Consider the following 15,592-nt stretch of genomic DNA (forward strand, 5'->3'; position numbering starts at 1 on the left):
ACATGGCCGCTTGACACACCTCGGCGCGGGATTCCGCGTCGGGGACCGGACAGCCCGAGGGGCGGCCGGGGACATCGCGTCCCCGGCCGCCCCTCGGACCTTTCGTACGGTTCAGTCCTCCGCCGGCTCCGCCGGCCACGGCACCTGCGGTGAGCGGTAGTAGTCGATGCCCATCGCGGTGAACCGCGGTCCCAGCGCCGCCAGCCGCAGCTTGTACGTGTCCCAGTCGTGCGTCTCGGCCGGGGACCAGCCCAGCTCCGCCGCCCCGGGCAGCCTCGGGAACGCCATCGCGTCGATGTCGTCGCTGTCGGTCAGCGTCTCCGCCCAGATCGGCGCCTCGACCCCGAGCACGGAGTCCGCCGGAGCGCCCGTGAGATAGGCCGCCGGGTCCCAGTCGTAGGAGCGCTGCACCTCCACCAGGCCCGCCCACTTCAGCCCGAGCACGGTGTCCGCGGTGTACTTCATGTCGAGGTACACCCGGTCGGCCGGCGACAGCACCAGCCGGGTGCCGTTCTTCGCCGCGTCCACCACCTGCTGCCGGTCCGCGGCACTGGTCTTGTCGTAGCCCCAGTACTGGGCGACCGCGCCCTTGACCGGGGACGCCCCGGTCAGCTGGTGCCAGCCCATCACGGTCTTGCCGTGCCGGCCGACGGCGGCCTGCGCCCGTTCCATGATCCTGGCGTAGTCCTCGTGGCTCGTGGAGTGCGCCTCGTCGCCGCCGATGTGGAGGTAGCGGCCGGGGGTCAGCGCGGCCACCTCCCCGATGACGTCGTCGATGAACCGGTACGTGACGTCCTTGGCCGCGCAGAGCGAGCTGAAGCCGACCTTGATCCCGGTGTAGAGCGGGGGCGCGACACCGTCGCAGTTCAGCTCGGCGTACGAGGCGAGCGCGGCGTTGGTGTGGCCGGGCATGTCGATCTCCGGCACCACCTCCAGATAGCGGGAGGCCGCGTACCGGACGATCTCCTTGTACTGGCTCTTGGTGTAGTAGCCGCCGGGGCCGCCGCCGACCTCGGTCGATCCGCCGTACGTGGCCAGGTTCGGCCAGGAGTCGACGGCGATCCGCCAGCCCTGGTCGTCGGAGAGGTGGATGTGGAAGGTGTTGATCTTGTACAGCGCCACCTGGTCGATGTAGCGCTTGACCTCCGCCACCGAGAAGAAGTGCCGGGAGACGTCCAGCATCACGCCCCGGTAGCCGTAGCGCGGCGCGTCGGTCACCGTGCCGCCCGCGACCTTCCACGGCCCCTTCTGGACGCTGTCGCGCTCGATCCGGTCCGGGAGGAGCTGACGCAGCGTCTGCACGCCGTGGAAGAGCCCTGCGGGCTTGCGGGCGGTGATGGTGACGGAGCCCCGGCCCGACGTCAGGGTGTAGCCCTCCGCACCGAGCGAGGTGTCGGCGGAGCCCAGCCGCAGCCGGATGCCGCCCGGACCGGAGCGGTCGGTGACCGGCAGCGCGTATCCGGTCGAGGGGCGCAGCACGCCCGCCAGGTACTCGCCGATCCTCCGCACCTCGCCCGAGGACCCGTCCACCCGGATGGCGGTGGCGGGGGTGAGGGCGTACGGGGATCCGCCGGGTCTCACCGAGACGGGGGCGGGCACGATCTGGCCGAGCGGCCGGGGCTCCGACGCGGCGGGCGCCCCGCCCGCGGCGGACGCCTCGGGGGCCGCGCAGGCGCTGGAGATTCCGGCCGCGGTGACGAGGAGGAGCGAGCCGAGAAGGCGGGGCAGCGCGCGGGACAGGGCGCCGCGCCTCGCTGTGTGCGGTCTCACAAGCAGTCCCTTTCTAGGGGGTCACACCTGGATCTCTCCTGACCATTCGAACCGTGGCCATGCGTACCGCGTACCTCACGGATGGTCAAGGTGTAGACCACTTCCCCGTACGGGCCCGGATGGAACATGGCCGACAGTCCGGGCGTACTGGCCGAATACGCCCCACCGGCCAGCACAAGCCCGTCACCGACCCCGTCGCCGACCCCTCCACCGGCCCTGTCGCCGACCCGTCACCGGTCCGCGTTCCGACGGGCCCGAGACCGGAAGAATCCCCCAGAACGGAAAAACGGGAGCCGTTCCCTCCCATCCCTGCCCGATATCGGGCAGGATTGTTGCGTCCGAACCCCTTCCACCGCAATATCGACGAGTGCTTGAACGCCGTTCGTCCCATGACGACCTCATCGACCACCTGGTGCGCAGCACCGCGCTCCAGCGCGGGGAAGCCGCCCGGGTGGTCCTCGACGTGCTGGCCTACTTCGACGAGACGACCGACGCGTTCGTCCGCCGCCGCCATCGCGAGCTCCAGTCCGGCGGACTGGTCAACACGGAGATCTTCGAACGGATCTCGGCCGAGCTGCCGCACCGCGCGGTCGCGCCGCCGGAGCTCTCGCTCCGCCAGCTGCGCCGCATCGTCTACGGCTGACCGGTCACCCACGCGCTCATTCAGTCATTACCTGTACGTCGATGGAGGGCAGAGACCTCATGTGCGGAATCGTCGGTTACATCGGAAAGCGTGATGTCGCTCCGCTGCTGCTGGAAGGGCTGCAGCGGCTGGAGTACCGCGGCTACGACTCCGCGGGCATCGTGATCACCGGGAAGCCGGCGGCCGGCAAGCCCGCCGCGCTCAAGATGGTCAAGGCCAAGGGCCGGGTCCGCGATCTGGAGGCCCGCGTCCCCAAGCGCTTCGCCGGCACCACCGGCATCGCGCACACCCGCTGGGCCACCCACGGCGCACCGAGCGACGAGAACGCCCACCCGCACCTGGACGCCGACAACAAGGTCGCCGTCGTCCACAACGGCATCATCGACAACGCGGCCGAGCTGCGTGCCCGGCTGACCGCCGAGGGCGTCGTCTTCCTCTCCGAGACCGACACCGAGGTCCTGGTCCACCTCATCGCCCGCTCGCAGGCGGACACCCTGGAGGGCAAGGTCCGCGAGGCCCTGCGCTCGGTCGAGGGCACGTACGGCATCGCCGTGATGCACGCCGACTTCAACGACCGCATCGTCGTCGCCCGCAACGGCTCCCCGGTCGTCCTCGGCATCGGCGAGAAGGAGATGTTCGTCGCCTCGGACGTCGCCGCGCTCGTCGCCCACACCCGCCAGGTCGTCACCCTCGACGACGGCGAGATGGCCACCCTGAAGGCCGACGACTTCCGTACGTACACCACGGAGGGCTCGACCACGACGGCCACGCCGACCACCGTGGAGTGGGAGGCCGAGTCGTACGACATGGGCGGCCACGACACGTACATGCACAAGGAGATCTCCGAGCAGGCCGACGCCGTCGACCGGGTGCTGCGCGGCCGGATCGACGACCGGTTCGCCACCGTGCACCTGGGCGGCCTCAACCTGGACGCCCGCGAGGCGCGCGGGGTCCGCCGGATCAAGATCCTCGGCTGCGGCACCTCGTACCACGCGGGTCAGATCGGCGCCCAGCTGATCGAGGAGCTGGCCCGCATCCCCGCGGACGCCGAGCCCGCCTCCGAGTTCCGCTACCGCAACCCGGTGGTCGACCCCGACACCCTGTACGTCGCGGTCTCGCAGTCCGGTGAGACGTACGACGTGCTGGCCGCCGTCCAGGAGCTGAAGCGCAAGGGCGCGCGGGTCCTCGGTGTGGTCAACGTGGTCGGTTCCGCGATCGCCCGGGAGGCGGACGGCGGTACGTACGTGCACGCCGGCCCCGAGGTCTGCGTGGTCTCCACCAAGTGCTTCACCAACACCGTGGTCGCCTTCGCGCTGCTCGCCCTGCACCTGGGCCGGATCCGGGACCTCTCGGTCGCCGACGGCAAGCGGATCATCGAGGGCCTGCGCCGGCTGCCCGCCCAGATCAGCGAGATCCTGGAGGGCGAGGACGAGATCAAGAAGCTGGCCGCCGAGTACGCGGACGCCAAGTCGATGATGTTCATCGGCCGGGTGCGCGGCTACCCCGTGGCCCGCGAGGCCTCGCTGAAGCTCAAGGAGGTCTCGTACATCCACGCCGAGGCCTATCCCGCCTCCGAGCTGAAGCACGGCCCCCTCGCCCTGATCGAGCCCGCGATGCCGACCGTGGCGATCGTGCCGGACGACGACCTGCTGGAGAAGAACCGCGCCGCGATGGAGGAGATCAAGGCCCGCAGCGGCCGCATCCTCGCGGTCGCGCACCAGCCGCAGGAGAAGGCCGACCACACCATCGTCGTGCCGAAGAACGAGAACGAGCTGGACCCGATCCTCATGGGCATCCCGCTCCAGCTCTTCGCGTACCACACCGCCCTGGCCATGGGCCGCGACATCGACAAGCCGCGCAACCTCGCGAAGTCCGTCACCGTCGAGTAGTCACCTCCGCTCCCCTCCGGGGGGGCGTACGGCGGGAGCGCCCCGCACCCACGGTCCACCGGGTGCGGGGCGCTCCCGTATACGCGCCCGGCGCACTCCCGGCTCACCTCCCCTGACGTTTATGCACACTTCATAAGCGCACAATCCACATGTACGGGCCGGTAGTCGCATCCCGTTCCCTGTTTCCGTAGACGAGTTGACGCCACGTCGACCTCAACGGATGGAAAAAGACCGGCCGTCGGCCTGGCTCGATCATTGGCTGATCAGAACACCCTCGAAGCAGACCGGTCACGGTCGCGTTTCGCGGCATGCGAGCGCCCCGGCGGGGGCGCGCGAAGGGGCCGGCCGGAGGCGGCAGGAGGAGGGGACGGCGCGGGTACGGAAGAAGGTCCGGAAGGGACGAAGAGGGCCCGGAGGGCTACGGGATGACGACGACCGGGCGCTGCGCCCGGCGGGCGAGCCGCCCCGCGACCGAACCGAAGATCCGGCCCACGATCCCGTGCGTGGAGCCGACGACGATGGCGTCGGCCGAGTACTCCCGGCCGACCTCCTCCAGCTCGTGGCAGATGTCGCCGCCGCGCTCGACCAGCACCCAGGGCACCTCGGAGAGGTAGTCCGCGCAGGCGAGCTCCAGGCCCAGGACCTCGGTGCGGTGATCGGGCACGTCCACGAAGACGGGGGGCTCGCAGCCCGCCCAGACCGTGGTCGGCAGCCGGTTGGCGACGTGGACGATGATCAGCCCTGAGCCCGTTCTCCGGGCCATGCCGATGGCGTACGCGAGGGCCCGCTCACTGGAGGTCGAGCCGTCGAAACCGACGACGACACCGTGCCGGAAGGCGGGATCGCAGGAAGGGCGCGCTTCTTCGGCCGCCTGCTGGTCCGACCGGGGGTCGGCTACCTGCTTGCGGTCCGCGGGTTCGGGGAATTCGTGACCGGCCATCGGTGTCTCGGCGAAGAGAGTCCTCGTGAGGAAAGCGACGTGGGAACTGTCAGCGGGCGGTGTTGCGGTGTCCGGGAATCATCTTCCCAACCCCTTACCCCCAAGGGTACGGCGCCACTCATCCACTGCCCAGACCCGCGCAAAGCGCGTGCGACGTTTCACGGAGCATGCCCGAGACCGCCCCCGTATGGCAATGCCGGATGCGCGGTACACGGACGTCACGGGCCCCCGGAACCCGCCTCCGGGGGCTTCCGGGGACCGTCGCCCGCCGGCGCTCCGGACGCACCGGAGCGCCCCCCGGAACCACCCGCGCCGAACCCCGTCGCATCCGCCCGGTCCGCGTCCGCCGTCCCGCCCGTCCCCCGGCATCCGGAACCACCCGATCGAGGGGGCGCACCGGGGTGACGTTTCCCGGGGGTAGTGCGCCGGTAGAACGACTGATTTCCGCACACGCGACCGTATGTTTTCAGCCAACTTCTGGTGGGGGTGCACCCCTTGTCGAAATGGCCGATCAACCGCCTTGCCAGCAGGCAGGAAGAGACCGAGCGGTACGCTTCCACCCCATGGGGACGGGCCATGAACGCCAGGCGCACTTCCCTGCGCGACTCACGAGTGAAACGCTTCGTGATCGAATGCTTCCCGCCAGGTGGCCTTGTCGACATAAAGCCGGTTGGTGAACTTGTCACGACGGCACCACGGGACGCAGTAGATTCGATCTTGGGTGTCGAAGCCGGGGACTCGTGCACGACCGAGGGGACATGTGCAGGTGCGACAGGCCCGTAAGGACCAGGAAGACGCGAACACCGAGGGGGGCTTAGCGTCATGAGTCAGGACTCCGCCACCGCAACGGAGGCCGTACGGAAGCTGAGCGGGCGCAGGCGCCGCGAGGTGGTCGCCGTACTGCTGTTCAGCGGTGGCCCCATCTTCGAGAGCTCCATCCCGCTCTCCGTGTTCGGGATCGACCGCCAGGACGCGGGGGTTCCGCGCTACCGGTTGCTCGTGTGCAGCGGCGAAGAAGGACCGCTGCGCACCACGGGCGGCCTCGAACTGACCGCACCCTACGGGTTGGAGGCGATCAGCAGGGCCGGCACCGTCGTGGTGCCCGCCTGGCGCTCGATCACCTCGCCGCCGCCCGTGGAGGCGCTCGACGCCCTGCGCCGCGCCCACGAGGAGGGCGCCCGCATCGTCGGTCTGTGCACGGGGGCCTTCGTGCTCGCCGCCGCCGGCCTGCTGGACGGCCGCCCGGCGACGACGCACTGGATGTACGCGCCGACGCTGGCCAAGCGCTATCCGTCGGTGCACGTCGACCCGCGCGAGCTGTTCGTCGACGACGGCGACGTGCTCACCTCCGCCGGAACGGCGGCCGGGATCGACCTCTGTCTGCACATAGTCCGCTCGGACCACGGCACGGAGGCCGCCGGGGCACTGGCCCGCAGGCTCGTCGTGCCGCCCCGGCGCAGTGGCGGTCAGGAGCGCTACCTCGACAGGTCTTTACCGGAGGAGATCGGGTCCGACCCGCTCGCCGAGGTCGTGGCCTGGGCCCTGGAGCATCTGCACGAGCAGTTCGACGTGGAGACGCTGGCCGCGCGCGCCTACATGAGCCGGCGGACCTTCGACCGGAGGTTCCGTTCGCTCACCGGGAGCGCCCCGCTGCAGTGGCTGATCACCCAGCGGGTGCTCCAGGCGCAGCGGCTGCTGGAGACGTCCGACTACTCGGTCGACGAGGTGGCGGGCCGCTGCGGCTTCCGCTCGCCGGTCGCGCTGCGCGGGCACTTCCGGCGCCAGCTGGGCTCCTCCCCCGCGGCGTACCGGGCCGCCTACCGGGCCCGTCGCCCGCAGGGCGGTGCGGAGGCGGTCGCCGTCGCGGCCGAGCCGCTGGTGCCCGCTCAGGGGAGCTCGGCGAGCCGTCGTGGCGCACCGGCCCTCCCGGCGTCCGCGGCGGGGGGTCCACCGGTCCCGCCGGCCGTCGCGGCGGCGGGTGCGGACGGGGTGCGCGGGGAGCACGGGAAACCGGGCCCCGACGCGTTCGCCGCCGGCCGCCCGGCCCTGCCGGGACAGCGGAGCGCCCCGTAGGGTGGGGCGCATGAACGACCGCATGGTGTGGATCGACTGCGAGATGACCGGGCTCTCGTTGACGGAAGACGCACTCATCGAGGTGGCCGCCCTGGTCACCGACTCGGAGTTGAACGTGCTCGGCGAAGGGGTGGACATCGTGATCCGCCCGCCGGACGCGGCGCTGGAGACCATGCCCGAGGTGGTGCGGCAGATGCACACCACCTCGGGTCTGCTCGACGAGCTGGCCGGGGGCACCACCCTGGCCGACGCCGAGGAGAAGGTCATGGACTACATCCGCGCGCACGTGAAGGAGCCCGGCAAGGCCCCGCTCTGCGGGAACTCGGTGGGCACCGACCGCGGCTTCCTGGCCCGCGACATGCCGTCGCTGGAGGGCTACCTCCACTACCGGATCGTCGATGTCTCCTCGGTCAAGGAGCTGGCCCGCCGCTGGTTCCCGAGGGCGTACTTCAACAGCCCGGAGAAGAACGGCAACCACCGCGCCCTCGCGGACATCCGCGACTCCATCACGGAGCTGCGCTACTACCGCGAGGCCGTCTTCGTGCCGCAGCCGGGCCCGGACTCGGAGCGCGCCAGGTCCATCGCGGCGCGGCTCTCCGCCCCCTCCGCGTAGGTCCCCGCGAAGCCGCTGGTCACGGCCCTTCCGGGGGCCTGACCCGGCCGCGGAACAATGAGGGCGCGAGCACCCTCCCGGACCCTGTACACTTTTTCTCGGCCGGTCGGAAACGACCGGACATGGTGGGTATAGCTCAGATGGTAGAGCACCTGGTTGTGGTCCAGGATGTCGCGGGTTCGAGTCCCGTTACTCACCCTGAATGAAGAAGGGCCGGTCCGCTCAGGCGGACCGGCCCTTCTCTCTGTTCGGCCCTTCTCTATGGTCGACGCAGCACACTGTCGACGAGAGGAACGTTCATGCGCGCCCGGACTATCGGCACGGCCGCGGCGGCGGCACTGGCGCTGGTGGCAGCCCGCGACCTCGTACAGAAGAAGCACGCGCTGCTCAGGAACTTCCCGGTGATCGGCCACGCCCGGTATCTGCTGGAGACCATCGGCCCGGAGCTGCGGCAGTACGTCGTGACCTCCAACGAGGAGGAGCGCCCCTTCAGCCGCGACCAGCGCACCTGGATCTACGCCTCCGCGAAGGAGGAGAACAACTACTTCGGCTTCGGCACGGACGTGGACGTGGAACATGTGCAGGGGCACGCGTACGTGAAGCAGCGCACGTTCGCCGGGCCGCTGCCCGACCTCCACGACCCGCAGGCCCCGCTGCCCTCGGCCAAGGTGCTGGGCGGCCCGCGCGGGCGCGCCAAGGCGTTCCGCCCGGCGAGCGTGGTGAACATCTCCGCGATGAGCTTCGGCTCCCTGTCGGGCGCGGCCGTCACCGCCCTGAACAAGGGCGCGGCGCTGGCCGGCGCCCTCCAGAACACCGGCGAGGGCGGCCTCTCCCCGTACCACCGGGGCGGCGGCGACCTCGTCCTCCAGATCGGCACCTCCTACTTCGGCTGCCGCAACGACGACGGCACCTTCAGCCTCGACAAGCTGAAGAAGGTCGTGGCGGGCGCCCCGGTCAAGGCGATCGAGATCAAGCTCTCGCAGGGCGCCAAGCCGGGTCTCGGCGGGCTCCTCCCGGCGGCGAAGGTGACCCCCGAGATCGCGGAGATCCGCGGTATCCCCGCGGGCAAGGACTGCGCCTCCCCCTCCCGTCACACCGCGTTCCACGACGTCGACTCGATGCTCGACTTCGTCGAGCTGCTCGCCGAGGAGACCGGTCTGCCCGTCGGCATCAAGAGCGCCGTCGGCGACATGGCCTTCTGGGAGGAGCTGGCCACCCTCATGGCGCGCGGCGACCGCGGCGTCGACTTCATCACCGTGGACGGCGGCGAGGGCGGCACCGGGGCCGCGCCCCTGATCTTCTCCGACTCGGTCTCCCTGCCCTTCCGCATGGGCTTCTCCCGCGTCTACGGCACCTTCGCCGAACGCGGCCTCACCGACGACATCACCTTCATCGGCTCCGGCAAGCTCGGCCTCCCCGAGAACGCCGTCGTCGCCTTCGCCCTCGGCGTCGACATGATCAACGTCGCCCGCGAGGCCATGCTCTCCATCGGCTGCATCCAGGCCCAGAAGTGCCACACCGACAAGTGCCCCACCGGCATCGCCACCCAGGACCCCTGGCTGGCCCGCGGCATCGACGCCCCCTCCAAGGCCCAGCGCGCCGCCGTCTACCTCCGCACCCTCCGCAAGGAACTCCTCAAGGTCTCCGGCGCCGTCGGCGTCCCCCACCCCGGCCTCATCACCACCGCCGACATCGAGATCATGAACGGCGACTACGACGCCCGCGGCCTCGCGAGCGTCTACGGCTACAAGGACGGCTGGGGCGAGCTCGGCCCGGAGGCGGCCGAGGAGATCACGGCGTTGCTGACTGCCGGCCCGGGGGCCGGTCAGTAGTGGTCGCGGGCCTGGATGATCTCCAGGCCCGCGGAATCGGTGACGCGGTAGACCAGCCGGTGTTCCTGCGTGATGCGGCGGGACCACCAGCCGGACAGGTTTCCTTTCAGCGGCTCGGGCTTGCCCCTGCCCTCGAAAGGGGTCCGCTTGATCTCCTTGATGAGGTCATTGACCCTGCGGAGCGTCTTGCGGTCGGTGTCGGCCCAGTGGGTGTAGTCCTCCCACCCGTCGTCGGAGAACGACGTCTTCACGCGTCCTCCGTGTCGATCAGGTCTCGTACAGTGCCGCCTCCGGCGTCCATCTGCTCGATGGAGCGCATGAGGCGGGCAGCGTTGCGGGGGGAGCGCATCAGGTACATCGTCTCCTCCCAGGCGTTGTAGTCCTCCTCGGACATGATCACGACGGTGCCCGCCTTCGACGTGACGCGTTCCGGCGCGTGGTCCTCAGTGACGCGCCGGATCAGACCGAAGAAGTCCTTCCGCGCCTCGCTTGCGTTGATGGTCATGGGGTCCTCCTGTACATGTCACCAAACCTCACGGGAGCGTACGTAAAACAGTACTGCACATGTACGGAATTCGGTACAGTAAAGCTTGTGACCTGGCGCCTGTTTGCTGCGGGGCGGTCCGCTGCCCGGAGGTCCTTCACGGTCCGCGAGAACGCCTCGGGCAGTTCTCCGGAGCGCCCGAGGACCGTCTCCCGGTCGGCGCGGCGGCACAGTTCGGCCGTGATGTACGCGGCGGGGCGGGCCGGGCGCCAGTCGAGCCGCCACGCGTGGAGCTGCGCCGCGATCTCCTGGGCATCGGCGCCCCGGTCGATCAGCGGACGCAGGGCGAACGCGAGACAGCGCAGCCCTTCCCCCCCTGCGTCCCGCCGACAAGCGGGCGGACCTGCCGGGCGACCGCGATGTCGCGGGCGACCTGGAGGGGTGCCGGCCCGACGGACGGCGGCGGCCCGTGCGCACGTGTGCACACGGCTTGGCGCCCGTGGACGAGACGGGGTTACGGTTCCGACGGCAGCGCCGGACAATGTAGCCGCGGAGGTCGAGACCCGTAACCCGTGGCGGAGAGATGCCGTACGGCTAGGGCTGCCCGACTGGGACTTCTGGCTGTTCGACTCCCACCTCCTGACGCGCTTCGCCTTCGACGAAATCCTGCACGAGTCGTATCCGTTGGGAACAAACGAAGCCCCTCGGAAACACCAGATTGAAATCAATCAAGCGGCTCCGAGGGGCCCGGCTTCACCCGTCGTTCGATAGCCAGACGACCAGAAACGCTACATAACTACGCGGCGTCCCGACATTGGTCGCCTGCCCAATCAGGCAGGGCTGTAGCGCTCGATCATGTGGACACGGCTGAAGGTCCAGCTTGCCTCTGCCCCTTCCCAGCTGTGCAGAGGTTCGTTGAAATACCCAGGCTTTTCAGACTTGGCCGTCCACGTGATCATCTTGACGCCACCCAATTCGTAGCCGTACATGGCCCCGATGTCGTCATAGCCGTCGCCGTTGAAGTCACCTGTGACAATCTTCATGTTCTCCCGCCAGTAGCGTCCTGCTTCACCGCTCCAGGCCTCGTTGCGGTCGCCAAACTTCCCGGAATCGCTACTGAGGTTAAAGCTGATCACAGCATCATGGCCATCACTGTAGTCGTACCAGGTGGCAATGTCGTCGCGACCGTCTCCATTGAAGTCACCGGCATGAATGCTGGCCCGCGAGAAGGTCCAGCCAGTTGAGCTCCACCCATGGATTGGTTCATTGAAGCCCCCTTCGGGCTTGGCAATGAAGGTGATGAGCTTGACTTCACCTGACGCATATCCGTACAGCGCACCGATGTCGTCACGGCCATCTCCGTTGAAGTCGCCGGTGGCGAACTTCATCCGAGATACATTCCATCCGTCGGAACGGGAGAAGGAGGAGAAGGGGTAGTTGAAGCCGCCCTTGATGTTGGCCGTGAAGGTGAAAAGCTTGTCCCTGCCGTCACCGTAGTCGTACCAGGTGGCAATATCATCACGTCCATCTCCGTTGAAGTCACCGGACTGAACATGAATGGCATCGAAGTTCCAGTGACCGGCTGGCACGCTCCAGGAGACGAACGGAGCACTGAAGTTTCCGTCCCCGGTGCCGAGCCAGGTGCGCAGGTTCATTCGGCCGTCGTCGTATCCGTAGAACGCTGCAATATCCCCAATGCCATCGCCGTTGAAGTCACCCGTGGTGCGCTTCATGTGCTCGGCCCAGTAGTTGTCTTTAGCGGTTTTCCAACCATGGATGGGCGCGGAGAACCCTCCGTTGGAAAGTGCGGTAAAGGCATGGATCTCATCGTGGCCGTCACCGTAGTCGTACCACTCTGCAATGTCGCTACGACCGTCGCGGTTGTAGTCATGACGGACAGAGGTGCCACTGGACCAGAGGGCCTGACTCTTGTCGTTGTAGACAACGAGGTCGCCGGAGTCCTTGAGGACAGCGAATCCCATCCCAGGGTTGGTGGCGTTGGTGACCCGTTGGCAGAGCTTGTCCGTGTCGCAGACTGAGATGTTTCCGTTGTTCTCTATGCGTGCGGATGAGTTGGCCGTGCCAACTGTGCTGCTCCACACCGTTGCGCCGGACCTGGTCGTGATGGACAGCTTGCCGTCGAACCCCATGGTCAAGGTCGAGGAGCGACTGGTGACCGAGTGGCCGGGAGCGATCACCGTCTGAGGCGTGAGTCGGATGCCGCCGGTTATGCCGTCGATGATGTATGTGGCGCCAAAACCAGTGAGGTTGGTGGGTGCGCCCTCACCACGCCAGCCGACCATCGTGTTATCGGCTTTGCGCGCCCACAGGTCGGGGATCTGGTCACCATCCGTTACACCGTCACCCGAGCCGTCACCGTCCAGGTCGCCGGAGACGCCCAGCTGAGGGTAGAGGGACTTCGTCAGCCCGCTGCCGATCTTGACCCGGTCCCGTCCCCAGGTGGCGAAGTTCATCTTCGCCGGGTTATTGGGGTCGGCCTCGGCGTACGAGCGAAAGAGGTCGCCTGTGGCATCGTCCCGGAGCAGCAGATCGGGAAGCTTGTCCCCGTTGATGTCGCCCGTGGAAACGATCGTGTACTTGCCCCACTCCGACGCAGTGTCACCGATCGGAGCGACAGCGCCTATTCCGACGCCGATGGTGGCCGCGCGAGCCCCGCGGTAGAACCACAGTTCATTCGCGGTCTTGACGAGAACGTCCGGCCGGGTGTCTCCATCAAAGTCGTCGCCTATGACCTGGTCGGCCTGGGCCCAGTGGTTGTTCGATGCCCTGGTCACCCGGAGGGTCATCGGCCCCTCCTCATCGGCGTTGACGAGTCCGAAACCGTTGTTCTTGTAGACCTGGAGGTCCTTGTCGCCGTTCTGGTTCGCATTGGGAACGAGGGCGAGAAGGTCTCGGTAGCCGTCCTGCTGCCAGTCGTCGACCTCGGATACCTGCTGTCCCGGGAAAGCCACCTCTCCGGACGCAGCGTTCATGGTCGAGAAGGCCTGGTCACCGTGCCCTGTGTAAGCCAGCAGGGTTCCGTTGCTGTCCGGGCTCCAGATGTCTTTGAAACGGTCGCCGTTGATGTCGTGAGGCTCGTCGCGAGCCTGATCCTTATTGGCGTAGTAGAGGTAGGTCGCGGTGTCGGATCTGTTGCCGGCGCCATCGACGCTGTAGGCGTAGATCATGTGCGGGCCGTAGGACGGGATCGACACGAGGCCGGAGTAGCTGCCGCTGACGAGCGTCCCCTCCTTGGCGCCAGGGTCGGTGTCCGTCCACCAGTAGATCTTCTTGATGTCCGTCTCGACCGGCAGGAACGTGAAGGCCACCTTCTGGCGAGCCTTACCGGTCGGGCTCGGCCACCCCGTGTCGCCTGCGGGGAAGAGAGGGCTACCGTCGGGCCCCTTCGGCGAGACGATCACCGGCGGTTGCTTCGGACGCTGGCGGTCCACCTTGAAGGGGCAAGACGCGTTCTTCCACTCTGATGCCGACTTGTCGGAATCTATCGCACGCACGCGCCAGGAGTACGAGACACCGTCTCCTCCCAGGGTCTGCGCCACGGGGATGCCGAGTGTGGCAACCCGACCATTGAGGGCGGGAACGGTCTTGGAGATCACCCGCTTGGAGACACCCGCCTTGTCCTCGTAGAGCTCGAACTCAGCGCTGAGATTGCCCTTGTCCGCGTCCTTGATTGTGGCGTACAGACTGACCGCCACGTTGCCGACGGTCCCTCCGCTCGCACATGGGGTGACGGGACTCGTCCCCAGCTTGCTCGGAAGCTCGGGGGGTGTGTTGTAGACGGTCTCCAGGACCACAGTCTTGGGGTCGAACTTCTTCCAGCCGAACGTGTCGTTCTCATCGGCGTAGAGCCCGAAGGTGACAGTGTCCGCACCTGCCGACGCTTGGTCCTTGACCCAACTGGTGGCGTCGAACTCAAGGCTTCCCGCCGGGCACGTCGAGGATGAGCCGTTCGGGGGAACCCATCCCTTGGACTCGTTGACCGTGTCGAGGGGCAAGGACGTCTTCTTGCCCGGCTGGTTGTTCCAGCTGGTCTTTGAGGTGATTCCACCCGTTGGGTACAGATACACGTTTCTGTCCTGGCAGGACCAGGACCAGGTGTTCTTCACCCGGAAGGTCGCTGCCTTCACCTCAGTGTTCTTGAGGTGGGAGACGTCGATCTGGAAGAAGGAACGGGAGACGCGGTCGGAGCCACCGGTCTCGGCCTCGTAGCCCACGCGGACAGGGTCCTTGGAGTTCCAGAAGGACTGGTCCGGGTACGCCTTGTAGACCCGCGTCCAGTTCCACTTCTGGCGGTCGCCGTAGCCCCAGCTGGGGTCGATGTAGACCGGATAGTTGGTCTCAGCACCGGTGAGGAGATTCTGGTCCGGGGTGATGGTGAGCGTGTCCGACGTCAGTTCAGTGGGCATCACCGCGTCCTGAGCACCCAGACCCGGGTCGAACGCGCTGCCGCCGCCTGCGGCCGCCGTGGTTGCCACCGTGACACCGCGCTGCGCACTCGCTCCGGTCGGCAGGCCCTCAGCAGCCGTGGAATCCCACATCATCGGGGCGGCGCTGGAGAAGACGATCTGGCCGGACGGATCCTTGGCCGTCAGGCTCTTCGTCTCAGGGTCCTTGTCGATCGTCAGGCCGTCGGCGTTGATACCGAACTCCAGCTGTGAGAGCTCGGAGTTCTGTGCGGCCTCGGGGGTCTTGACGATGAAGACCTGCGAGAAACCTTCGACCTCGGCCTTGAGTTGGAGGTCGACACCGGGCAGGACCTCCGCGTACGTGGCGACGTTGCCGTTCAAGGATGGCTTCGGCAGCACGTCCGGCCAGGTCAGTGTCAGAGTCCGGCCGTTCATGGCGCCTTGGATCAAGGGCGCGGTCCCGCCACCAGAGAACTGCACGGCGACGTTTGTGGCCTTGGTGACGACGGACCCGTCCGCCGCGAACTCCAGACCCGGGTCAGCGGCAATCCAGCCTCCATCGCGCCACAGCCGCACGGGAGTTCCGTGTTCGGTGACCTTGAAGCCACCGTCAGGCTGGGCCCAGGTATCGGAACTCTCGCTCCGCCGCGAGACCACTTCGTAGGGCTGCCCCGTCGCGGCAGCCTGCTGCAGCGCGTAGTCCTCTTCGCTGAGCGAGCCATCGGCCACAGGGTCGTCGAGTGCCTCGGCACTCGCAGCCAACGAGGTTGAAGTCCTCGGCGCTACGGCAGCGGCCGGTGAGGCCGCCATGACCGATGCCGTCATAGCGACGGCCAAGGCTCCCCGTATCAGGGAAGCTTCCCGACCACGCCCGGGTCTCCATCTTACTGTCATGAACACGCTGATATTCCTCCCCTTGTC

At 67.9% G+C, this 15,592-nt stretch carries 10 protein-coding genes and 1 tRNA gene; 6 read left to right on the forward strand and 5 right to left on the reverse strand.

What is annotated here, in order from left to right; translation table 11 throughout:
* Positions 1–111 precede the first annotated feature (111 nt).
* Entirely contained in the window at positions 112–1,770 is a 1,659-nt protein-coding gene (locus tag ACFVDM_RS18425; RefSeq protein WP_383640421.1) for a beta-N-acetylhexosaminidase, read from the reverse strand.
* Positions 1,771–2,137: 367 nt separating this feature from the next.
* Here ACFVDM_RS18425 and ACFVDM_RS18430 point away from each other — a divergent pair, with 367 nt between their 5' ends.
* Both ACFVDM_RS18430 and glmS read left to right on the forward strand, forming a co-directional pair.
* Positions 2,138–2,413 (forward strand): hypothetical protein, encoded by a 276-nt coding sequence (locus ACFVDM_RS18430; RefSeq protein ID WP_383640424.1) that lies wholly within the window; start codon positions 2,138–2,140, stop codon positions 2,411–2,413.
* A 59-nt stretch (positions 2,414–2,472) separates the two neighbouring features.
* A complete protein-coding gene (gene glmS, locus ACFVDM_RS18435; protein WP_383640427.1) occupies positions 2,473–4,302 on the forward strand; it encodes a glutamine--fructose-6-phosphate transaminase (isomerizing) in 1,830 nt (609 codons plus the stop codon).
* 418 nt (positions 4,303–4,720) lie between these two features.
* Here glmS and ACFVDM_RS18440 read toward each other — a convergent pair whose 3' ends face one another.
* A complete protein-coding gene (locus tag ACFVDM_RS18440; protein WP_383640430.1) occupies positions 4,721–5,242 on the reverse strand; it encodes a universal stress protein in 522 nt (173 codons plus the stop codon).
* Positions 5,243–6,064: 822 nt separating this feature from the next.
* Here ACFVDM_RS18440 and ACFVDM_RS18445 point away from each other — a divergent pair.
* From ACFVDM_RS18445 to ACFVDM_RS18460, 4 genes are all read left to right on the forward strand, one after another.
* Positions 6,065–7,315, forward strand: coding sequence for a helix-turn-helix domain-containing protein (locus ACFVDM_RS18445; RefSeq protein ID WP_383640433.1), 1,251 nt, complete (start codon positions 6,065–6,067; stop codon positions 7,313–7,315).
* 10 nt (positions 7,316–7,325) lie between these two features.
* Positions 7,326–7,928 carry an oligoribonuclease gene (orn, locus tag ACFVDM_RS18450; protein ID WP_383640436.1) on the forward strand — a complete coding sequence of 201 codons (603 nt, stop codon included), beginning with the start codon at positions 7,326–7,328 and terminating at the stop codon, positions 7,926–7,928.
* A gap of 125 nt (positions 7,929–8,053) precedes the next feature.
* Positions 8,054–8,126: transfer RNA gene (locus ACFVDM_RS18455), tRNA-His, on the forward strand.
* A gap of 101 nt (positions 8,127–8,227) precedes the next feature.
* On the forward strand, positions 8,228–9,760 hold the full coding sequence (locus ACFVDM_RS18460; RefSeq protein WP_383640439.1) for an FMN-binding glutamate synthase family protein: 1,533 nt from the start codon (positions 8,228–8,230) through the stop codon (positions 9,758–9,760).
* Here the strand turns inward: ACFVDM_RS18460 and ACFVDM_RS18465 are convergent.
* The 3 genes from ACFVDM_RS18465 to ACFVDM_RS18475 all read right to left on the reverse strand — a co-directional run bounded on the left by ACFVDM_RS18465 (position 9,754) and on the right by ACFVDM_RS18475 (position 15,496).
* The gene (locus ACFVDM_RS18465; protein WP_093705890.1) at positions 9,754–10,011 is read right to left on the reverse strand and encodes a Txe/YoeB family addiction module toxin; all 258 of its coding nucleotides are present in this window, start codon (positions 10,009–10,011) and stop codon (positions 9,754–9,756) included. The two genes, ACFVDM_RS18460 and ACFVDM_RS18465, sit on opposite strands and share 7 nt — an antisense overlap.
* Positions 10,008–10,265: a type II toxin-antitoxin system Phd/YefM family antitoxin gene (locus ACFVDM_RS18470; protein WP_383640442.1), complete on the reverse strand. Its 258-nt coding sequence runs from the start codon at positions 10,263–10,265 to the stop codon at positions 10,008–10,010. The genes ACFVDM_RS18465 and ACFVDM_RS18470 overlap by 4 nt, the downstream gene beginning before the upstream one ends.
* Before the next feature lie 809 nt (positions 10,266–11,074).
* Entirely contained in the window at positions 11,075–15,496 is a 4,422-nt protein-coding gene (locus ACFVDM_RS18475) for an FG-GAP-like repeat-containing protein (protein WP_383640445.1), read from the reverse strand.
* Positions 15,497–15,592: the final 96 nt, after the last annotated feature.

The sequence above is a fragment of the Streptomyces sp. NPDC057682 genome (assembly GCF_042799575.1).
Taxonomy (GTDB): domain Bacteria; phylum Actinomycetota; class Actinomycetes; order Streptomycetales; family Streptomycetaceae; genus Streptomyces.